General features: G+C 65.7%; 21 protein-coding genes. 9 read left to right on the top strand and 12 right to left on the bottom strand.

All coding sequences use genetic code 11. From position 1 onward, the window contains the following. Nucleotides 1-11: 11 nt before the first annotated feature. The 3 genes from METLW4_RS0100590 to METLW4_RS0100580 are packed head-to-tail and all read left to right on the top strand — an operon-like array spanning nt 12 to nt 3,240. A complete protein-coding gene (locus METLW4_RS0100590) occupies nt 12-2,228 on the top strand; it encodes a TadE/TadG family type IV pilus assembly protein (protein ID WP_157234730.1) in 2,217 nt (738 codons plus the stop codon). Further along, nucleotides 2,225-2,713, top strand: coding sequence for a TadE/TadG family type IV pilus assembly protein (locus METLW4_RS26145; protein ID WP_018264254.1), 489 nt, complete (start codon nt 2,225-2,227; stop codon nt 2,711-2,713). The genes METLW4_RS0100590 and METLW4_RS26145 overlap by 4 nt, the downstream gene beginning before the upstream one ends. Further along, entirely contained in the window at nt 2,710-3,240 is a 531-nt protein-coding gene (locus tag METLW4_RS0100580) for a TadE/TadG family type IV pilus assembly protein (protein WP_018264253.1), read from the top strand. The genes METLW4_RS26145 and METLW4_RS0100580 overlap by 4 nt, the downstream gene beginning before the upstream one ends. Nucleotides 3,241-3,261: 21 nt before the next feature. Here the strand turns inward: METLW4_RS0100580 and METLW4_RS0100575 are convergent, their stop codons facing one another. From METLW4_RS0100575 to METLW4_RS0100555, 5 genes are all read right to left on the bottom strand, one after another. Continuing rightward, entirely contained in the window at nt 3,262-3,894 is a 633-nt protein-coding gene (locus tag METLW4_RS0100575; protein ID WP_043331608.1) for a DUF1134 domain-containing protein, read from the bottom strand. Nucleotides 3,895-4,012: 118 nt separating this feature from the next. Next, entirely contained in the window at nt 4,013-4,837 is an 825-nt protein-coding gene (gene cysQ / locus METLW4_RS0100570) for a 3'(2'),5'-bisphosphate nucleotidase CysQ (RefSeq protein WP_018264251.1), read from the bottom strand. 5 nt (nt 4,838-4,842) lie between these two features. Then, nucleotides 4,843-5,130 (bottom strand): acylphosphatase, encoded by a 288-nt coding sequence (locus METLW4_RS27335; protein WP_018264250.1) that lies wholly within the window; start codon nt 5,128-5,130, stop codon nt 4,843-4,845. Continuing rightward, nucleotides 5,127-5,993, bottom strand: coding sequence for a pantoate--beta-alanine ligase (gene panC / locus METLW4_RS0100560; protein WP_018264249.1), 867 nt, complete (start codon nt 5,991-5,993; stop codon nt 5,127-5,129). The genes METLW4_RS27335 and panC overlap by 4 nt, the downstream gene beginning before the upstream one ends. Next, the gene (locus METLW4_RS0100555) at nt 5,990-6,439 is read right to left on the bottom strand and encodes a gamma-glutamylcyclotransferase family protein (protein ID WP_018264248.1); all 450 of its coding nucleotides are present in this window, start codon (nt 6,437-6,439) and stop codon (nt 5,990-5,992) included. Before METLW4_RS0100555 ends, panC begins: the two co-directional genes overlap by 4 nt. A gap of 735 nt (nt 6,440-7,174) precedes the next feature. Here METLW4_RS0100555 and METLW4_RS0100540 point away from each other — a divergent pair. The 3 genes from METLW4_RS0100540 to METLW4_RS0100530 are packed head-to-tail and all read left to right on the top strand — an operon-like array spanning nt 7,175 to nt 10,886. After that, the gene (locus METLW4_RS0100540; protein ID WP_018264245.1) at nt 7,175-9,532 is read left to right on the top strand and encodes an Orn/Lys/Arg decarboxylase N-terminal domain-containing protein; all 2,358 of its coding nucleotides are present in this window, start codon (nt 7,175-7,177) and stop codon (nt 9,530-9,532) included. After that, a complete protein-coding gene (locus METLW4_RS0100535) occupies nt 9,529-10,098 on the top strand; it encodes a GNAT family N-acetyltransferase (RefSeq protein ID WP_018264244.1) in 570 nt (189 codons plus the stop codon). The genes METLW4_RS0100540 and METLW4_RS0100535 overlap by 4 nt, the downstream gene beginning before the upstream one ends. A 38-nt stretch (nt 10,099-10,136) precedes the next feature. Beyond that, nucleotides 10,137-10,886 (top strand): phosphodiester glycosidase family protein, encoded by a 750-nt coding sequence (locus tag METLW4_RS0100530; protein ID WP_018264243.1) that lies wholly within the window; start codon nt 10,137-10,139, stop codon nt 10,884-10,886. 1 nt (nt 10,887) lies between these two features. Here the strand turns inward: METLW4_RS0100530 and METLW4_RS0100525 are convergent, their stop codons facing one another. The 5 genes from METLW4_RS0100525 to aroC form a co-directional block, all read right to left on the bottom strand. Beyond that, entirely contained in the window at nt 10,888-11,199 is a 312-nt protein-coding gene (locus tag METLW4_RS0100525) for a hypothetical protein (protein ID WP_018264242.1), read from the bottom strand. Nucleotides 11,200-11,307: 108 nt separating this feature from the next. Beyond that, the gene (locus METLW4_RS0100520; RefSeq protein WP_018264241.1) at nt 11,308-12,270 is read right to left on the bottom strand and encodes a histone deacetylase family protein; all 963 of its coding nucleotides are present in this window, start codon (nt 12,268-12,270) and stop codon (nt 11,308-11,310) included. Nucleotides 12,271-12,311: 41 nt separating this feature from the next. Next, nucleotides 12,312-12,734 (bottom strand): type II toxin-antitoxin system MqsA family antitoxin, encoded by a 423-nt coding sequence (locus tag METLW4_RS0100515; RefSeq protein ID WP_026191134.1) that lies wholly within the window; start codon nt 12,732-12,734, stop codon nt 12,312-12,314. After that, nucleotides 12,727-13,044 carry a type II toxin-antitoxin system MqsR family toxin gene (locus METLW4_RS0100510; protein ID WP_018264239.1) on the bottom strand — a complete coding sequence of 106 codons (318 nt, stop codon included), beginning with the start codon at nt 13,042-13,044 and terminating at the stop codon, nt 12,727-12,729. Before METLW4_RS0100510 ends, METLW4_RS0100515 begins: the two co-directional genes overlap by 8 nt. Before the next feature lie 39 nt (nt 13,045-13,083). Further along, nucleotides 13,084-14,172 (bottom strand): chorismate synthase, encoded by a 1,089-nt coding sequence (gene aroC / locus METLW4_RS0100505; protein WP_018264238.1) that lies wholly within the window; start codon nt 14,170-14,172, stop codon nt 13,084-13,086. Nucleotides 14,173-14,328: 156 nt separating this feature from the next. Between aroC and METLW4_RS0100500 the strand changes: the two genes are divergently transcribed. The 3 genes from METLW4_RS0100500 to METLW4_RS0100490 are packed head-to-tail and all read left to right on the top strand — an operon-like array spanning nt 14,329 to nt 15,382. Continuing rightward, the gene (locus METLW4_RS0100500; protein ID WP_018264237.1) at nt 14,329-14,568 is read left to right on the top strand and encodes a CopG family ribbon-helix-helix protein; all 240 of its coding nucleotides are present in this window, start codon (nt 14,329-14,331) and stop codon (nt 14,566-14,568) included. Next, nucleotides 14,565-14,891: a type II toxin-antitoxin system RelE/ParE family toxin gene (locus tag METLW4_RS0100495; RefSeq protein WP_018264236.1), complete on the top strand. Its 327-nt coding sequence runs from the start codon at nt 14,565-14,567 to the stop codon at nt 14,889-14,891. The genes METLW4_RS0100500 and METLW4_RS0100495 overlap by 4 nt, the downstream gene beginning before the upstream one ends. Beyond that, the gene (locus METLW4_RS0100490) at nt 14,888-15,382 is read left to right on the top strand and encodes a DinB family protein (RefSeq protein WP_018264235.1); all 495 of its coding nucleotides are present in this window, start codon (nt 14,888-14,890) and stop codon (nt 15,380-15,382) included. Before METLW4_RS0100495 ends, METLW4_RS0100490 begins: the two co-directional genes overlap by 4 nt. Before the next feature lie 41 nt (nt 15,383-15,423). Here the strand turns inward: METLW4_RS0100490 and METLW4_RS0100485 are convergent, their stop codons facing one another. Both METLW4_RS0100485 and METLW4_RS27490 read right to left on the bottom strand, forming a co-directional pair. Further along, a complete protein-coding gene (locus METLW4_RS0100485; RefSeq protein WP_018264234.1) occupies nt 15,424-19,521 on the bottom strand; it encodes a Pls/PosA family non-ribosomal peptide synthetase in 4,098 nt (1,365 codons plus the stop codon). A gap of 454 nt (nt 19,522-19,975) precedes the next feature. Continuing rightward, nucleotides 19,976-20,425, bottom strand: coding sequence for a copper chaperone PCu(A)C (locus METLW4_RS27490; protein WP_043331955.1), 450 nt, complete (start codon nt 20,423-20,425; stop codon nt 19,976-19,978). Nucleotides 20,426-20,753: the final 328 nt, after the last annotated feature.

Below are 20,753 nucleotides of genomic sequence, written 5' to 3'. Positions count from 1 at the left end.
AGAGGGTGCGTGTGACGACGAAGAGACGGCGGGGCGCATCGGCGCGCGCGTTTTTCCGAAACGACGCCGGCCAGGTGGCGATCTTGTTCGGTCTCATGGGCTTCGCGATTCTGACCGGCGTCGTCGGCGGCGTCGATCTCATGCGTCTCTATCAAGCGCGGCAGAAGCTCTCCGAGACGGCGCTGATGGCCTGTCAATTCGCCACGCGGCCGAGCGTCGTCGCTCTGGTGAGCGGGAGCAACGTCACCGCCTACAACAGCAAGGTGAACGCCTATATCGCCAATGCGATCGGCGCGCAGAAGCTCGGCGTCGCGCTCACCAACACGGCGCCTTTCTCCTATACGGGAAGCGGCGCGTCCGATGTGACGCTGTCGACCAATGTGAAGACCGTCTTCTCGAAATTCTTGAACGCGACGCAGTTCAAAATCTCGGCGACCTCGCATTGCTTCGACACCATCGCCACCATCGATCAGCCGCCGTCCAGCACGGCCTCGGCGACGGTGCTCACCGAGACATTCGGCGTGACCGGCTGCACCGGCAGCAGCGCATGCGGCTATCTCTATGCCGCGCCCGGAACCAAGGTCGCGGTCGGCTCTTGGGGATATACCGTCACCACGCCGACGAATGTGTCGTCCTCGACAGTCGGCTACACGGGCTCGACCGGCGTCAAATGGGTGATCCTCGGCTATTGCCTCGAGGTCGACTCCAAAGTCTATACGAACGCCGTGCCGGCCGGCTCCTTCAACACGGCCGAGCTCGATTGCGACAATGGATCGGCCACAGGCGGCAATTCGTCCATTTCGACGATGCAATATCTCACCGGCGGCAATTACGAGCTGCGCTATTTCTACAGCTCGCGCGTGAAATATCCCGACTATGATCCGACCTATATCTGCGGATCGACGGCGAGCGACGTCTCCTTCGCGACGAGCACGAACTCCACCTATATCAGCAATTCGACGACGACGACCTCGAGCGGCAAGCTGCGCACCAATCAGATCAACGTCTATCTCGACGCCAACACGAGCGGAACGCCGCCCCTCCATCAGACCATCGACGGAACGCAAAATCTCGGCGGCTCCAATCTCATCGACGTCTGCGTCTATTCGGGCAATTTCGACTGGGTCGAGCGCAGCGTGCGCATCTATGTCAACACGCCCGGCAATTATTGGCTGAGCTTCGCCGCCGACGGCGCCGCCGATTCCTATGGCGGCGCCATCGCCGACGTTCGCCTGTGCACGGGCACATGCTCCGGCTCGGTAACGGATAATTTTCCATGGACGGCGTCGACGGTCCTGTTCGAGGACAAGTTCGACAGCCCGACCTACACATATTCGACCACCGGCGCCGGCGCCTATATCAATACGACCGGCAATATGACGAGCAGCGCGGGCACGAGCGGCTCCTCCAGCGGCTGGCCCAATCAGACGGCGAGCGGATGGGGCGCGGCGCCGATCAATCAGCTCGATTATGTGATGAAATCGGCCGTCGTCGGCGCGCAGGCGGTGGAGCTGGGCGGGACCGGAACGACGGCGCGCAGGCTCATCAGTCGCGGCTTTCTACTCGATCCGGGCTATTACAAGGTCTCGTACTATTACATCTCCGACGCGAAGCTGCCGTCGCTCCCCACGCCGCTCGCCGATCCTTACTGCCTGTCCATGCCGCAGACCGGCAGCTGGAGCCTGCCATCTGGATCGGTGTCGAATGTGACCTCGCGCATAAACACCACGATTCCGTCCAGCAGCGTGGATGCGAGCAGCAGCTATGTCGGCGTCTTCATGTCGCACGGCCAGCTCGCGAGCACGCCCGTCATCGGCGGCGCGCTGTCCTCGACCACCACTTACACAAATCCCGACGGAACGACGACGACGACGACGACCGTCGCGCCCGATGGCGTCAGCCTCACCGCCTATAATTCCGCGCAGGTCAATCCGCTCATCGACCTTTGCGCCTACGCCACCTCCTGGCAGACGCGGACCGCCAATGTGCTCGTCACCAAGCCGGGCTTTTATTGGCTGACCTTCTCCTCCATCGGGACGACGACAGAGAAATTCGGCGGCGCTCTGGATGATGTGAAGCTCACGGCGCTCGGCGGCCCTTCGATGAGCGGCGCGCCTTCCTCCTATGTGAAATTGCCGACGCCGAGCGTCACGCCCGGATCGATCTCGACATTCTCGGGATTTCAGATCGTGAACGATCCGATCACCGTGCCGGCGTCGACGCTATGAGACGGCGGCTCCTTCGCGATGCGGCGCGCGATTTCGCACACGCGCGCTCCGGCGCGACGGCCGTGGAGTTCGCCTTTGTGGCGACGCCCTTTCTGCTTCTGGTGCTGTGGATCGCGCAAGTGTCGATCTTCTACATCACGCAGACTTCGCTTGACGCGGGCGTCAACAGCGCCGCCGATTATCTGCGCAGCAGCTTCGCGCAGGCGACGCCCACCTATATCGACGCCGCCACATTGAAGGGAAAGGTCGTCTCCGGCGGCGGCGGGCTGGTGAAGAACAATACGAATCTCCTCGTCGATCTTCGCCCATTGTGGCGGCTCGACTCGGGCGCCGTCGCGGTGACGGATGAGACGACGCCGGATTATGGCGCCGCCGGCGATCCGCTGGTGCTGCGCGCGCAGGCGCCGGCGATCGTCTTCGCGCCGGGATTCGGCTCGCTCGCCAATGTGCGCTCCAGCGCCATCGTCAGGCGGAAGAGCCAATGAGCATTCGACGTCTCATCGCGCGCTTTTCGGATCGGCGCGGATTCGCCGCTGTGGAATTCGCGCTGCTCGCGCCGGTCATCATCATGATCATCGCCGGCGTCACCGAATTCGGCCGCGTCTATGTCGTCTACAACACGGTCAATCGGATCGCGACGCAATATGCGATCGCCTGGGCCGATTGCGCCGATTCTCCGGTGGGAGCCTGCTCCACGGAATTGTCGCTCTACACGCCGTCCTATGCGCTCGGCAATGTCGCCCCGCAGATCAAGGCCTCCAGCCTCACTCTGCAAATGTTTCAGATCACCATGGGCGCGACCTCGCCGACGATCGTCTACGCCTATCCGACCGGCGCGACGCTCTCCACCGCGCAGACCAATCTCATCAAGGCGACCTTCTCCAACGGACAATCCGCCGTTCTGGTGACGGCGACCTATGCGCATACGCTGGCGTTCTTCCCAAAATCGATGAACGCTCTGCTCTCCGGCCTGCTGACGCCGAGCTATACGGCGCTGCAGCTGAAGTCGTGAAGCGTCAGAGCAGATTCCAGATCAGAACGGATTCCACGTCGCTTCCGGCGTGAATTTCAAATAGCCGAGATTGAGGCCGAGGCGCGCGCCGAGCCCGGCGCGGATCGGCGCGACGACGACGCCATCGGCCGAGAGCTCGGTGAAGCCCAATCCGCCGACCAGATAGGCCGAGCCGGCGACGCCGCCGAAGCGCGTGTAGATGGCGTCCACCGAGGGCAGATTATAGATCAGCATCATGGTGCGGTCGCCATCGGCGCCGGCGTCGAAGCCGAGCGAAGGACCTTGCCAATAGACGCGCCGCTGGCCGGCGTTACGCGTGTACATCGTCCCCTCGCCATAGCGCAGGCCGCCGACGAAGGCGCCGGAGCCCTCCTGGCCGAGCACATAGGCGTTGGGCCGCCCCCAGCGCCGCGCCAATTGCTCGACGCCCTGGGCGAGGTCGCGCGCTATGGCGCCGAAGAAGCGATGGCCGCTCTGCACCACCTCGTCGCCGGACATGGGCTCGGGTCTCGGCTCCGCCCGCACGCCATAGGCGGCATGCGCCGGCGCCAGCGGAGACAGCGCGGCGCCGGCGGCGAGGGCCAGCATCTCTCTGCGCGTCGCTTCTCTGCGCGTTGCGCGCGTCTCTCGGCGAGTTGAATCTGCGGCGCGCATGGCGAGGCTTCCCTATTGGGCGTTTGCGAATCGGTCTGCTGAAGTTTGGATGCGATCGTGTCGCGCCTGTGGCGCCGCGACGGCTCTTCTTCGTGAAAGGAAGAATCTCGCCGCGTTCTTAATAAAGTCTTGCGGCGGCGGGATCGCCGAAAGCGATGAAAGGCCCGTTACGATAGGCTTCGCCCGCCTTGCCGTAGAGAAGCGGGCGGCCCGTGGGGTCGACGACGCCGCCGCCGGCCGCGCGCAGCACTGCGTCGCCGGCCGCCGTGTCCCATTCCATCGTCGGGCCGAAGCGCGGATAGAGATCGGCCGCGCCCTCCGCCAGCAGGCAGAATTTGATCGAGGAGCCGACATCGCGCGTCGCGGCGACGCGATGCGTCTCCAGAAAGGCCGTGGTCGCCGCGTCGAGATGCGAGCGGCTGACCAGCGCGGTCGGCCCTTCCGCCGGCAGGGCGCGCACGCGCAACGGCCGCCAGGCCGCGGGCGGCGGCGCCGGCCGGCCGGGGAGGGCCTCGGCGGCGAAGGCGCGCGCGCCGGCGAACCACAATTGCCCGAGCGCCGGGGCGAAGACTGCGCCGGCGCGCGGCGCGCCCGCGACGATGAGGCCGATATTGACGGTGAACTCGCCACTGCGCGCCAGAAACTCCCGCGTGCCGTCGAGCGGATCGACGAGCAGGAAAGTGTCGGCGCGGGCGAAAGCGGCGCCCGCGGCGGCGGCTTCCTCCGCGACGATGGGAAGGCCGGGCAGCAGCTCGGCGAGACGCGGCGTCAGAAAGGCCTCGATCCTCTCATCCGCCTCGCAGACCGGGCTGGCGTCCTTCTTCGCCCGCGCGTCGATCGTGGGCGCGGCGAGCACATCCATGGCGATGACGCCCGCGCGCGTCGCCAGATCGGCGAAAGCCGCCGCCAGCGCGTCGAAATCCTCGTCGCTCTCGAGCCCCACGCTTTTTAGAACTCCAGATCGCCGCGCCGCTCGACGAGAGCGGCCTCGTTCGTCTCTTCCGCGCGCAGATCGTCGACACGCCCCGCGGGCGGTCCGCGCCGCGCCGCATCCACCAGCGCTTGCAGCGCGCCCTGCGGCCCGGCGGCGACGATCTCCACCGCGCCATCGTCGCAATTGCGCGCCCAGCCGGCGAGCGCGAGGCGCCCGGCCTCCCGCGCGACAAAGGCGCGAAAGCCGACGCCCTGCACGCGCCCGCGCACGATGATGCGGAAAACGCGGCGCGTCTCGCTCATTGCGCCGCCTCCACGGCGACATTGTCGATGAGCCGCGTCGCGCCGAGCTTCGCCGCGACCAGCAGGCGAATCGGCCCCTCGTGACGCCGCGCGACGCGCGCCAGAGTCTGCGCGTGGCGCGCCTCGAGATAATCGATGAGGAAGCCCTCGGCGGCGATACGCTCGCGCGCCTCCGCCATCACATGGCCGATCGGCTCGCCCGCGGCGATACGCTGCGCCGCCTCGCTCAGCGCGCGATAGAGCGCCGGCGCGACGCGCCGCTCCTCGGCCGAGAGATAGATGTTGCGCGAGGACATTGCGAGACCGTCCGCCTCCCGCAAAGTGGGCGCGCCGACGATCTCCGCGCGCAGATCGAGATCGCGCGCCAGGCGCTTTATCACCAGCAATTGCTGATAATCCTTCTCGCCGAAGACGGCGACGTCGCAATCGGCCTGATTGAGCAGCTTGGCGACGACGAGAGCGACGCCGGCGAAATGCGTCGGCCGGAAATGATCCTCGAGATCGGCGACCGCCGGCCCGCCCACCGCGACCGTGGTGGAAAAGCCCGGCGGATACATCTCCTCCACCGCCGGCGCATAGCAGAGATCGGCCGCAACGCTCGCGAGCTTCTCGACATCGGCGGCGAGCGTGCGCGGATAGCGGTCGAAATCCTCGCCTGCGCCGAATTGCGTCGGATTGACGAAGACCGAGACCATCACGCGATCGGCGCGCCGGCGCGCCTCCTCCACCAGAGCGAGATGGCCCCGGTGCAGCGCGCCCATTGTGGGGACGAAGCCGACGCGCTCGCCGCGCGCGCGCCATTGCGCCACGCGCTCGCGCAGCTCGGCCAGCGTATGGACGGTCGGAACCGGAACAGCGCTCATCTTCGGCTCATCCTCTGCTGCGCATTGGGCGCATGGCTCTCCAGAAAAGCGATATAGGCGCCGGGCAGGCCGAGCGCGCGCGCCGAGGCGACGATATTCTCGACATAGCCGGGCGCCGCCGGCCCCTCGCGCGTCGCGGTTCCGATATAGACGAGCGCCCGCGCCGAGCCCACCGGCGCGCGCAGCACCGGCTGCACGACCTTGCGGTAGAGCCGACGGCCGATCTCCTCGTAACGGTCGAGCGCCGGCACATCCGCCACGGCGAGGTCATAGAGCAGGCCGTGGACCTGCGCCCGCGCGTCCGGCACGACCGTGGCGTAGCCCGTCTCCAGAATGGCGAAGCGATAGCGCGCCAGCCGGCCGAGGCCGAGCGGCCGCGAATGCGGACAGCGGACGGCCATTGCGGCGACGTCCATATTGGCGCCATAGGCGAAATAGAGAGGCATGAGGTCCTTCCGAGCGGCGGGCGGACCTTAGCGCATGGCGCCGCCGCGAGCGAGGCGCCGCCGGCGACCCGCTCGAAAAGAAAAAGAGCCCGGCCTGCGCCGGGCTCCCAACCGAGAGCGGCCCCTGGGAATTAACCGCCCTCGAGGCTATTCTCAGCGTTGGATGCAGCTTTAGAAATGCGTCGAATCGACGCGACGGCGAGAAAGGAAGAGGGAATGGAGGAGTTCGAAGGCAGCTTTCTGCGTAATACGGCGATCGGCCTCGTCCTGGCTCTGGCGGCGGCGATCGTCTATGTCTGGTTCCGCTAGGCGCGCGGAGCTCCCGAATCCGGGTCGATGAGCTTCAGCCCCCGAGGCGATAGCGGCGGCGTGGCTCAGATCGACGGCGCGACACCCGACCGACCGCCATGTTGCGCGCGCCGCGGATGTGCGACGCGCCAGGGCGCGCGCGGATCGTCGATTTTCGAGAAATGGTCGAGAAACGTCCTCAGACGCGACGTCTCTTCGATAACGGCGAAGGCGAGGCTCGTCACGGCGGCTCCAGAATCGCTCCGCCGACAGGAAATCCCGCCCCGCGCAATTCGTTGACCGCCGTTGACCCGAATTCTCAGTCTCGGCCGCGAGCGGCGGATGCGGGAGTCTCACAAGGGCGCGCGCTGTCACGATTGTGTCATGGAACAAGGCTGTGAGTGCGGGGCCCCTCCTCTTCCCCGTCAGCGTCACAGGCCGATTCGAATGGACTTCTCCCGCCGCTTCACTTTCCTCTTCTCCGCGCCCAATTTCGAGGCCGACGACCTCGAGGGGCTGCGCGTCAATCAGATCATCGCCGCGATCGAGAGCATGGGCTTTCAGGTCGTGCGCGCGCGCCGGGTGGAGGACGCCGAGATCGTCGTGCAGACCGACGCCGCCATCGGCTGCCTGGTCGTCGATTGGGGCAAGAAGGGCCTCGAGGGCAAGACCGCCTCGCTCATCGATCTCATGCGCAAGCGCGGCCTCGACATGCCGATCGTGCTGCTCATTCGCCGCAAGCGCTTCGAGGATATTCCGGTGGAGGTGCTGGATTTCATCGACGGCTATGTCTTCCTCGCCGAGGAGACCCCGGAATTCATCGCCAAAAATCTCGTCTCGCGCCTCAAGCAATATGCGGAGACGTTGAAGACGCCCTTCTTCGGCGCGCTGGTCGATTATGCGGAGGAAGGCAATCAGCTCTGGACCTGCCCCGGCCATAATGGCGGCATTTTTTATAGCCGCAGCCCGATCGGCCGCATCTTCATGGAGCATTTGGGCGAGGCCGTGTTCCGCGACGATCTCGACAATTCCGTCGTCGAGCTCGGCGATCTTTTGACGCATGAAGGGCCGGCGCTCGCCGCGCAAAAGGCGGCGGCGGAAATCTTCGGCGCGGAGAAGACTTACTTCGTGCTCAACGGCACATCCTCCTCCAATAAGGTCGTGCTCACCAATCTGGTCGCCGAGGGCGATCTCGTGCTGTTCGACCGCAATAATCACAAGGCCGCGCATCATGGCGCCCTGCTGCTCGGCGGCGGCGTGCCGATCTTTCTGCCAACGACGCGCAACGCCCATGGCCTCATCGGCCCGATCGAGCACGAGGCCTTCGACGAGGAGAAATTGCGCGAGCGCATTCGCGCCAATCCTCTGGTGAAGGACAAGGACGCCTGGCGCAAGGAGCGGCCGTTCCGCGCCGCCGTCATCGAGCAATGCACTTATGACGGCACGATTCACAACGCCGAATGGATCGTGGGCAAGATCGGACATCTTTGCGATTACATTCTCTTCGACGAAGCCTGGGCCGGCTTCATGAAATTCCATCCGCTCTATGAGCGGCGCTATGCGATGGGGCTGAAGAATCTCACCGAGGCCTCGCCCGGAATCGTCGCAACGCAATCGACGCATAAGCAGCTCGCCAGCTTCTCGCAGGCCTCGCAAATCCATGTGCGCGATCGCCACATCAAAGGCCAGCGTCGGCGCGTGGAGCATCGCCGCTTCAATGAAGGCTTCATGCAGCACGCCTCCACCTCGCCCTTCTATCCGCTGTTCGCCTCGCTGGATGTCGGCGCGCAGATGATGAAAGGCCGCTCCGGCGAGCTCTTGTGGGACGACACCATCCGGCTCGGCATAGAGCTGCGCAAGAAGCTGCGCGCGGTGCGGCGCGAGTTCGAGGCCAAGGAGCAAGACCCGGCGCGGCGCTGGTTCTTCGATCCTTTCGCGCCCGATTGGGTGTCCATACCCGACGCGGCGCGCGAATCCGGCGCGCATCGCGTTCCCTGGGAGAGCGTCTCCACCGATCAGCTCGCGCGCAATCCTGATCTCTGGGCGCTGGCGCCGGATGCGCGCTGGCATGGATTCTCCAATATGGCGCCGGGCTTCGCCATCACCGATCCGGCCAAGCTCACTCTGCTGACGCCGGGTTTCGATCGCGAGAGCGGCGCCTATGCCGATCATGGAATCCCGGCGCCGATCGTCGCGCAATATTTGCGCGAGAACCGGATCGTGCCGGAGAAGAACGACCTCAACTCTCTGCTCTTCCTGCTGACGCCCGGCGTCGAATCCAGCAAGGCCGGAACGCTGGTCTCCTCGCTCGTCGCCTTCAAGCGCCTGCATGACGACAATGCGCTGCTGCAGGATGTCATTCCCGAATTCGTCGCGCGCCGCGCCGCGCGCTACAGAGGCGTGCGGCTGCGCGATCTCTGCGCCGACATGCATCGCTTCTTCAAGGAGGCGAACGCCAGCGCGCTGCAGCAGGCGCAGTTCCGGCAGGAGCATCTTCCCGAAATGGCGATGACGCCGCGCGAGGCATATCTGCGCCTCGTGCGCAATGATGTGGATTTCCTGCCGATCGACGAGATAGAGGGCCGCATAGCGACGACGCTCTTCGTCATCTATCCGCCGGGCATTGCGACGATCGTACCGGGCGAGCGGCTGGGCGCGCAGGCGCGGCCCATGCTCGACTATTTGCGCATGTTCGAGCGCAGCGCCAATCTCTTCCCAGGCTTCGATTACGAGATCCAAGGCCTCTATAAGCAATGGAACGGCGAGGCGAAGATGCGGCTCTATACTTATGTGGTGCAGGAATGAGCATGATCGAAGCGAGCGCCGAACGCGCGGCCATCCTCGTGCGCCCCTCGCGCGACGAGGATGTCGACGCCATGCTGGCGATCTATCTCCAGCATGTGCGCAAGGGGCTCGACCCTGCCGATGCGCCGCTCTACGAGCCGCCGCAGAAGGAGGATTTGAAGCGGCGGCGCAAGAATATGGGCAATCATCGGCTGCCGCATCTCGTCGCCGAGCATGAGCGCGCCGTGCTCGGCTACGCCTATGTCGTGCCCTTTCGTAAGCGTCCGGCCTATCGCTATGTGGTCAAGCATTCGATCTATGTCGATCCGCGCCATCTGCATCGCGGCGTCGGCCGGCTGCTGCTGCAAGCGCTCGTAGACGCCTGCGCGGCGGCGGGCTTTCGGCAGATGATCGGCTATGTCGACGCCGCCAATGAAGCGTCGCTGAAGCTGCATGAGGCGATCGGCTTTCGGCAGGCCGGCTATCTCTCCGGCGTCGGATATAAATTCGGCAGCTGGACGGATTCGGTCATCATGCAGCGCTCGCTCGGCCCCGGCGCGGCGACGCCGCCCGATGCGCGCGGCTGACGCTGCGGACGGCGCCGCGGTCATGCTATGATCGGCGCATGATTCCGCTTCGTCGCCTCCTCTGCCTCGCTCTCCTCCTCTTCGCCTCGCCCGCCGCCGCGGCGGCGCGCAATCCTTGCCAGGATGTGGAGGATGCGGGCGCGAGCTACACCGTCTGCGTCTTCGATGCGCGCAGCGATTCCATCCGTCTCTTCCTCGCCGATGCGAAAGACGAGGTCTATGGCTCCTTCTCGGCGCTCGACGCCGCGCTCGCGCAAAGAAACGAGAAGCTTCTCTTCGCGATGAACGCGGGAATGTATGACGAGCGCCGCCGCCCTGTCGGACTCTATGTCGAAGGCGGCCATATGGAGAAGAGCGCGAACACCAATTCCGGCGCCGGCAATTTCCATATGAAGCCCAATGGAATCTTCTGGGTGGAGGGCGCGCGCGCCGGCGTCGCCGAGACGCAGCGCTTTCTGAAAGAGCGGCTGCATCCCGCCTATGCGACGCAATCCGGGCCGATGCTCGTCGTCGGCGGACGCATCAATCCGCGCATTCACGACACCGGCACGTCGATGAAGATTCGCAATGGCGTCGGCGTGCGCGACGGCCATGTCGTCGCCTTCGCCATCGCCAATCAGCCGGTGACATTTCATGCTTTCGCTCAGCTCTTTCGCGAGCGTTTGAAATGTCCAGACGCGCTCTTCCTCGACGGCTCGATCTCGGCGCTCTATGCGCCGACGCTCGCGCGCCACGATCGCTTCCGCCCCATGGGGCCGATCGTCGGCGTCGTCGAGCGGACGCGATGATCTACGCCGCTTCGTTGACCGTGAAGGCGCCGACGAAATCCGGGTCCGCGAGAATCTCGCCCGTCTCCCACAGAAGATAATCGCCGGGGCCGGCGACGCGGAAGCGGCCGAGATCCGGCGGCAGGCGAACCTTGCGGCCGGCGTCCTTGCCCTCGAGCTCTATGTGGACGCCGGTTCCGTCGATCGCGGCGATCGTGCCGAACATTTGGCGCAGCACCTTGCCGTGCGGCGTCACGCGGGTGAGACCGATGAGCGCGCGCTTGCCGATCATATGCGCGCGAGCCTCGCTCCATTCGCTCCTGCCGAAGTCCATTGTCCTCTCCCATCGCAATTGTTGCACGGCGTCTCTATGCGCAGAGATGCCATGATCTCGCTTCGTTCGGATGTGCGCCCACGCACGCGCCGGGCGAGGACGGAATTCTCACGCCCCCATCAGCGCGCCGATGTGAGCGGCGACGCAGGCGGCGAGATCGTCCGGCCGATAGCCGCCCTCGAGCATCGAGACGATGCGCCCGCTACAGCGGCGCGCGGCGATCTCTGCGAGGCGCAGCGTAAGCTCGGCGAAGTCCTGTCTTTGCAGGCGCAAGCCGCCGAGAGGATCGTGCAAATGCCCGTCGAAACCGGCGCAAATGAGGAGGATGTCCGGCGCAAAATCGTCGAGGCGCGGGAGAATCGCCTGCGTCCAAGCTTGCGCGAACTCGTGGCCGCCGGAGCCTTTGGCGAGCGGCGCGTTGACGATATTGTCATAGGCGCCGCGCTCGCTCGCGGCGCCGGTGAAGGGATAATGCGGCGACTGATGCGAGGAGCAATAGAGGACGTTTCTGTCCGACCAGAAAATCTCCTGCAATCCATTGCCATGATGCACGTCGAAATCGACGATGGCGACGCGCTCGGCGCCATGAGCGGCGATGGCGTGGCGCGCGGCGATGGCCGCGTTGTTGAAGAAGCAGAAGCCCATGGCGCTCTCGCGCGTCGCATGATGACCGGGCGGACGCATGGCGACGAAAGCATTGCGCGCAGCTTTGCGCATCACCGCATCGACGGCGAAGGTCGCGGCGCCGGCGGCGCGCAGCGCGGCCTCGAGTGAGCCCGCGCTCATGACGATATCGGAGCCGAGCGCCACGAGCCCGCTTTGCGGCGCGGCTTTTTCCAGCCGCTCCAGCAGAGAGGGCGCATGAACGGCGAGGATCGCCTCACGCGAGGCGGCCGGGGCTTCCGCGCGGCGCAGCGCGGCGAAGGCGTCGCCCTCGAGAACGGCGGCTATCGCGCGAAGACGCTCGGGCTGATCGGGACGGCCGGCGCCGACCTCATGCGCGAGGCCGGAAGGATGGGTGACGAGGAGGGTCGACGAATCCGAGGCGACGGCGCGCCCGATCGCGGCCATGGGCGCGCCGAGGCAGAGCGCTCGACGCGTGAGCGAAGCTGTCACGCCGCGCTCGCTTCGCCGCCCGTCTCCCGGATCACATTCAGCAAATCCGGCTGGCGATCCAGCAAAAGCAGCAGATTGCTCATCGCCCGGCTGACGAGAATGTCGCCGGCCTCGTATTTTTGAAAGGCGTTGGCGCCGCCGCCGATGATCTCGCTGGCGCGCTTTTGCGTGAGCCCGAGCTTCTTGCGGATGCGGCGGATATCCTCGGCCTGCAGCAAACCTTCGGCGCGCGCCTTCAGGCGGCACAAGGCGCGATCGGATATCTTCATATCCTCGCCGGAATGCAGCGCATCCTCGTCATCCTCGCCATACCAGCCGGGCATATCTATGCTGATGGACAACTCTTTGTAGCGCAGCTCCAAAGGCCGGACGTCTCGCTTCAGAGTCCGACCCGTCAATGGCGATATGCGCTCATCCATCGTCTTTCTCCTTGAACGACAACAGAATGAATTCGGTCACGACATCGTCGGTAAACTTTACATAGATCACGCCCACGGAAGACGGCGTGCGATAGACATCCTGCCATTGGCGATGATCGGCGAAGGACGTCATCGATTTGTAAAAGTGCCGCCGCTCCATGCTCCGAATAGTCGCAGCGATCTCGATGCGTCCGAAGCCGAGGCGCGCCGCAGAGGTCAGCGCCGCGCGGGTGATCGTCAGCCGATCCGGGTCGCCACAAATTTGCTTGAAGCGCGCGAGGTCATGCGACGGCTTCCGCTTCTCGGACATAGAAAACTACCATAATGGTGTTTCTGGCGCAATCGCCCCCTACCCGCCCACCTGCCCCCTGTGCCGCAGGAAATGGTCGGCCAGCACAATGGCCATCATCGCCTCGCCCACCGGCACGGCGCGAATGCCGACGCAGGGGTCGTGGCGGCCCTTGGTGACGATCTCGGTCTCCTGGCCGTTGCGGTCGATGGTGCGGCGCGGCGTCAGTATCGAGGAGGTGGGCTTGACCGCGAAACGCGCGACGATCGGCTGGCCGGTCGATATGCCGCCCAGCACGCCGCCGGCCTGGTTGGAGAGAAACTCGGGCGCGCCGTCCGGCCCGGCGCGCATCTCATCGGCGTTGGCCTCGCCGGAAAGCTCGGCCGCGGCGAAGCCGGCGCCGATCTCCACCCCCTTCACGGCGTTGATCGACATGAAGGCGCTGGCGAGATCGGAGTCGAGCTTGCCATAGATGGGCGCGCCCCAGCCGGCGGGGACGCCTTCGGCCACCACCTCGATCACTGCGCCGACGGATGACCCGGATTTGCGCACGCCGTCGAGATAATCGGCCCAGAGCTTCGCCGTCTCGGCATCCGGGCAGAACAGCTGGTTCTTCTCCACCTCCGCCCAGTCGAAACGGGCGCGGTCGATTTTATGCGGGCCGATCTGCGCCAGAGCGCCGCGTATGGCGACGCCGGCGAGCACTTTGCGCGCGACCGCGCCGGCGGCGACGCGCGCCGCCGTCTCGCGCGCCGAGGAGCGCCCGCCGCCGCGATAGTCGCGAATTCCATATTTCGCGTCATAGGCGTAATCGGCGTGACCGGGGCGGTATTTCTCGGCGATATCGCCATAATCCTTGGAGCGCTGGTCGGTGTTCTCGATCAGCAGCGCGATCGGCGTTCCGGTCGTCACCTGCCGGCCGGCGGAATCGGCGAAGACGCCGGAGAGAATCTTCACCGCGTCGGGCTCCTGCCGCTGCGTGGTGAAGCGCGACTGGCCAGGACGGCGCTTGTCGAGAAAGAGCTGAATCTCGGCCTCGGTCAGCTCCAGCCCCGGCGGGCAGCCGTCGACGACGACGCCGAGCGCCGGCCCATGGCTCTCGCCGAAAGTGGTGATGCGGAAGAGATGGCCGAAGCTGTTGTGGGACATGGAGCGCCGATCGAATTTATACCGAGCGCCGGTTGTAGGCGCCCCCCGCCGCGGGGTCAAATTGGATGAACGCGTGGAGCGGCGGAGCGTTGAAGCAAACGACTCTTTCGTCTAGGCTCTGCGCCGAAAACTCAGCGCAGTCAGGACTTGGCTCTCATGACCGCTTCAGTCACCGTCCGGCTCGACGAGCCGACGCTCGCGGCTTTGGACGAGATGGCGCGCAAGACCTCGCGCTCTCGTGACGAGATCGTCGCCCGCGCGGTCGAAGATTTCGTGGCGTCCGACGCTCGGCTGCTGGAAAAGATCATAGAAGGCCTCGCCGCCGCCGACAGTGGCGATTTCGCCTCGGACGAGGAAGTGACGCGAGTGCGAAGGAAGTTCCTCTCGCCGTCATGAAGGTGCTCTGGACGAGGCCGGCGCTTCGCGATCTCGAGCAGATCGGCGACTATGTTTCGCGCGACAATCCCGCCGCCGCCGCTAAGCTCATTGCTCGGATTTGCGAGCGCGTCGATGCGCTCGCACAGCAGCCTCGCCTCGGACGGCCGGGCCGCGTTCCGCAAACCAGAGAGCTGGTGATCGCCGGGACGCCGTTTCTGGCGCCCTATAGGGTGCGCGCCGAGGTGGTGGAAATTCTCGCGATATTCCACGGCGCACGTCTCTGGCCGGGGGAATTCGAGCCCGGGCCAGAGCCGAGCGACGACAAGGACCCGACCGAATGATCACTCCCGCCTTCGCGCAGAAAATGGCGCGCTACAACGCCTGGCAGAACGAGAGCCTCTTTGCGGCGGCCGATACGCTCTCGGATGCGGCGCGGCGCGCCGATCGCGGGGCGTTCTTCAAATCGATCCACGGCACGCTCAATCATCTGCTCTGGGCGGACGCCATGTGGATGAGCCGCCTCGCCGGCGATCCGAACCCGAATGTGGCGATCGCCGACTCCGACTCCTTCCGCGCTGATTGGGCGGTCATGAAATCGGAGCGCGCGGCGATGGACGCGCGGCTGATCGCCTTTGCGGACGCCTTCGACGAGGCGGCGCTCGAGGGCGACTTCTCCTGGTATTCGGGCGCCAAGCAGATGGATATCATCAAGCCGCGCAAGCTCGTCATCGTCCATCTCTTCAACCATCAGACCCATCACCGCGGGCAGACCCATGCGATGCTGACCGCGGCCGGCGCGCGGCCGCAAGATACGGATCTGATCTTCATGTGATGGAATGAATGCGAGCCTGAAGGCTCGCTCCATGCCCAGCGTCACGCCGCCTTGCTGGTCTCGCGTCGCGCCTCCGCCAAAGCGGGCGGCGTCGCGGGCGGCGCGGCCGGCTCGGCCGGCGCGCCGATCCACTCGGAATGCGCCGGGATCTTCTCGCCCTTCATCACCACGGTGAGCGGGCCGAGCCGGGCGAAATCGCCGACATGCGTGTCGTAGAGCACGGTGGAGCCGGCGCCGACGGTCACGCCGCGGCCGATCTCGACGCGGCCGACCTTCATCACCCGGTCCTCATAGAGATGCGTCTGCAGCGCCGCCACCTGATTGAGCGCCGCATAATCGCCGACGCTCACGCAGTCGAATTCGGTGATGTCGGTCATGTCCATGAACACGCCCTTGCCGAATTTCGAGCCGAACAGGCGGAGAGTCCAGGGCAGGAAGGGCGTGCCGCGCAAATGCTCGAGCAGGATTTTGCCGGCGAGGCCCCAATAGAGCACGGCGCAAGCCTCGGTGCGCATGGCCCAGAAGGACCACATGGGCTTCACCTGCGGCTCATAGCGCCCCATGGTCAGCCATTTCACCGCCACCACGACCAGCGTCATGCCGACCGAGATCAGCGTCGACGACAGCACGAAGAGCCAGAACACCGACCAATAATCGCCGTCGATGAGCTTCTGGCCGAAGCTCTCCACCGCCCAAGTGCCGAAAGTGATGAACAGCATGGTCGGCAGCGAGACGTTGATCGCTTCATAGACGGCGCGCGCGGCTTTTTTCCAGAAGGGTGGCTGATAGGTCCAGGCGGCGCCGCCGCCGTCGAAGGTCTGGCGCACGGGCAGCTTCATCGGCGGCGAGCCGAACCAGGTGTCGCCCTCGGAGAGCTCGCTATTGGCCGGCGGCTTGGATTTGATGCCGATCAGCGCGCCACTGGGAATCTCCGAGCCCGGCGGCACCACGGCGTCATTGCCAACGAAGACGCGCGCGCCGGTCTTCACCTTTTTCAGATACATCCAGCCGCGGCGCATATCCTCGTCGCCGAGCACCACCTCATCGGCGATGAAGCATTTCTCGCCGATCTCGACGAGATCGTAACGGCCGGAGAGATTGGTCGAAATCTCCGAATCCTTGCCGATCTTCGCGCCCATCAGCCGGTACCAGGTGCGCATGTAGAGGGTGGCGAAGAGCGAGGAGAGCGTCTCCAGCGTCACCTCGGTGGCGAGCGCCACCGCCCATTTGCGCAGATAGAAGCCGGACCACACCGAATAGGTCCCCTCCGAGACGCGCGGCAGCACGATCCAGCGGAAGGCCACGATGAAGGCCACGGTGACGAGCACCAGCACGAAAGCCGTCGGCCAGGCGAACAAGGGAATGGCGGCGAGATAATAGACGTGGTCGACATCCGTTATGCCGAGCCAATTGTCGAACCGGTCGAACACCCAAAAGGCCGGGAAGATCGGCAGCAGGCCGAGCGGCGGCAGCGCCAGCGCCAGAACCGTGAACATGAAGCCCATGGCGAGCCGCTGCGGCGCGGAGGCCGTCGATTGCGGATCGAGCGCGCGGGGATCGACATCGCCCTTGTAGCGCGCCGGCGAGCCGTCCCAAATCTCATAGGCGCCGATCTGCGAGCCGGCGGGAACCGAGGTCAGATCCTCGAGCGCCGCGCCCTCGCCGAGGACGACATTCTCCTCGATCACGCAGGAGGTGCCGACATAGGCGTCCGCGCCGATCTCGATCGTCCCGATGATGAGCTCATTGCCGACGACGCGGGCGTTGGCGAGCTTCAGCTTGGAGCCGAGGCTCGCGCCATCGCCGATGCTGACGAGATCGATGGCGCCGACGTCCAGCTCGCCGATGATGGCGTCCTCGCCGATCTTCGCGCCGAGGGCGGAAAGATAGAGGCGCATCAAGGGCGAGCACTGGAACCATTTGGCGTGGGTGAGGCCCATCAGGCGCTGCGCCAGCCACCAGCGGTAGTAATAGACGCCCCACAGCGGGTAGCGCCCCGGCCTGGTGCGGCCGATGACCAGCCATTTGCCGAGGATCGACACCGCCACAGTGGCGATGTTGACGCACATATAGACGCCCAGCAGCGCCGCCGCCTCGTCGATGAGGTTGGCGTCCGGCGAGGTGAGCAGCTGATAGGAGACGAAAACGCCGAGCCACTGCGAGGTGACGAAGGCGAGGATGAAGGGCAGCGCCGCCGCCTGGGCGAGGCCGCAGAGGAAGCGCCGCAGCAGCGGCGGCGGCGCGAAGGAGAGATCGCGCGGCGGCCCGGCCATCGCCGCCTTGCCGTCGAGATGTGTGGCGAGCGCGCGCAGATTGCGCTCCGAATAGAGGTCCTGCAGCGTGATCGAGGAAAGATGCGCCGTCTCGCGCACCACCGAGACGAAACGCGCGGCCAGCAGCGAATGGCCGCCGAGATCGGTGAAGAAATCCGCGTCGAAGGGAATGGCGCCCGGCGGCAGCACGCGCTTGGCGGCGTCGAGCAGCGCGGCCTCCGTCTTGGTGCGCGGCTCCTCCTGCGCCTCCGTGTCGATGAGAGGGGCGGTGAGCGGCGCCCGCTTCAGCGCCTTGCGGTCCACCTTGCCGGAGGAGAGGCGGGGCAGCGAGGTCACGACCTCGAACCGGCCCGGAACCATATAGGAGGGCAGAAACTCGCGCAGCTTGGCGCGCAGATCGCGTGGGTCCGGCGATACGGCCGTCGCGCCGACGAGAAAGGCGACGAGCTCGTCCAGCCCATTCTCATTGCGCAGAACGACGGCCGCCTGACGTATATGGTCGAGACGCGAGAGCGCGGATTCGATCTCGCCCAGCTCGACGCGGAAACCCCTGATCTTCACCTGATCGTCGATGCGGCCGCGAAAATGCAGATCGCCGTTCTCGTCCAGAATCACCGCGTCGCCGGAGCGATAGAGGATCGGATCGGAGCCGTCCGAGGAGAAAGGATTGGCGATGAACTTCTCGGCGGTCAGCTCGTCGCGGCGCAGATAGCCTCTCGCCACGCCAGGGCCGCCGATGAGCAGCTCGCCCTCCGCGCCCGGCGGCAGCAGCGTCAGATTTTCGTCGGCGACATAGCAGCTGTAATTGGGGATCGGCTTGCCGATCGTCACCGTCTCATTGGGCCAGACCTCCGAAACGGTGGCGACGACGGTCGCCTCGGTGGGGCCGTAGCTGTTGAAGATGGTGCGGCCGATGCGGGTCCAGCGCTCCGCCACCGAGGGCGGGCAGGCCTCGCCGCCCAGCACGATGGTCTTCAGCGTCGCGACGTCGCGCGGCATGGCGGCGAGCAGCGTCGGCACAGTGTCGAGCACGGTGACGCCGGCTTCCTCCAGAATATCGGGCAGCGCCTCGGTCTCGCCGATGATCTGCGGCGTGGCGACGAAGAGCGACGCGCCGGCGAGATAGGGAATCCAGATCTCCTCCATGGAGAGGTCGAAGGCGACGGAAGCGCCCTGGAACACCACATCGGAGGCGGAAATCCGGTAGATCTCATTGGCCGAGCGCAGATAATGGCAGATGTTGCGCGCGGTGACGACAATGCCCTTGGGCGTTCCCGTCGAGCCGGAGGTGTAGATGAGATAGGCCGGATGGTCGCCCGTGGCGCCCAGCGCGCGCGGATCAGGGCAGACGCCGCCGAAAATCGCGATCTCGGCGTCGATCAGCGTCTCGACCGAGACCACGGGGGCGGCCTTGCCGGCGAAGCCGGCGGAGGTCAGCAGCGCCTTGGCGCCGGCGTCGGCGAGGCAGACGGCGATACGGTCGACCGGCGCGTCGGCGTCGAAGGGCAGCCACGCGGCGCCCGTCTTGGCGATGGCGATCTGCGCGATCAGCAGCTCCGGCCCACGCGCGCCCCATAGGCCGACCACATCGCCCGGGCCAATGTCGCGGGCGGCGAGGCCGCAGGCGATGGCCGCGGCTTCCGCATCGACCTCGCGATAGGTGAAGCGCCGCTCCAAGGTCGCCATGGCCAGGGCGTTGGGGCTGGCGGCGACGCGGGCGGCGAAAATCTCGCAGAGCAGCTCGTCGCGCAGCAGATGCGGCATGGCCGGACCGCGCAGCACGGCGCCGGTCCGGGCCGTCTCGTCGGCGAGCGGCGCGCCGTCGAGAGGCGCGCTTTTGGCGAAACTGGGGTTCAACTCATTCATCGCGTGACATATCCGCGGGAAATCCGCGCTCATCTAGCATGAGAGCGAAGGACGATCCTATCCCGCATCCAGGCTGAATGCAGGATGAACCCACTATGGGAGGGAATTTGTTGCCGAAAAGACCGGCTGGAAGAACGAGGGGCATTTCTGCGTCATATTCGTGACGAAGTGGTTACAATGAGCGATCGCCTCGACGATCAGCCATTTACGTCTCGGTGAGCGAAGGGCGGAGCCCCTCCTCCACGCGCCGGGGCGGCATGGATTTCGATTTTCATAAATTTTCATGCAGACGGCTCTCGAGCAGACCGGCGGCCTCGTTCGGCGCGGGACCGGGGCGCGCCGAAGCGGGCGCTTCAACGGCGCCCGCGCCGGGGCGCCGCCCCGCGATCCTCACCATGAGTGGAAATAGAGGCGCCCGGCGATTCGACCATCCCGACCCGCCGCCGCGGCAAAATCAGGGGACGCCGGGCCGCTCGACATGGAAGAGCACAGGCTGCTCGCCGGCGCGCTCGAATCGCAGCGTGCCGCGCACGGTCTCGCCTTCCGCGAGCGGCCCGCGCAGATCGACCAGCATGAGGTGATAGCCCTTCTCGCGAAAATCGACGACCGATTCGGCCGGCAGGGCGACGCCCTCGGCGAGCGGGCGCATGCGGCCGACGCCATCGGCGATCTTGGTCACATGCATCTCGACGCGAGCGGCGGCGTCCGCCTCCACGCCCAGCAGCCGGTCCTCCGTCTTGCCCTCGTTGCGCAAGGCCAGATAGCAGGCGCCGATCTTCACGCCTTTGGGCGGCGTGGCGCACCAGGCGCGCTCCACCTCTATCGCGGCGGCGGCCGGCGCCGCGAGCGTGGCCGTCGCGAAAAGGGCCAGCGGAAGCACGAGCGCGCCCGAGGCGCAAAACATCCGAAGCCTCCGCAATCCCTTGCAGGTCGAAAGATCGCGACGCCGCAATGAGCCTATGATCATGTCTCGAGCCGATCGTTGAACATGCCCCTCCACGCCCGGTCCGCAACTTCTGCGCCAGCGCTGCGAGAGACGCCAGAGCCGATACACATAGCGCGAATCCCGCGCGCGCGGCGAATCTCCGATGTGACGGCTGCACAATCGTATCGATTTCGCGCGCATCGCGACGATCACGATCGAACGCATGTCCGTTCACTTTCTGCACGCGACGTCCGGTCGCATGCGCATCATTCGCCTTCGCGTTGACCTATATGCGTTATTGCTGTTT

It is taken from the genome of Methylosinus sp. LW4, assembly GCF_000379125.1.
Taxonomy (GTDB): Bacteria; Pseudomonadota; Alphaproteobacteria; order Rhizobiales; family Beijerinckiaceae; genus Methylosinus.
The sequence above is the reverse complement of the archived record's forward strand: the minus strand, read 5'-3'. Positions and strand labels throughout refer to the sequence as shown.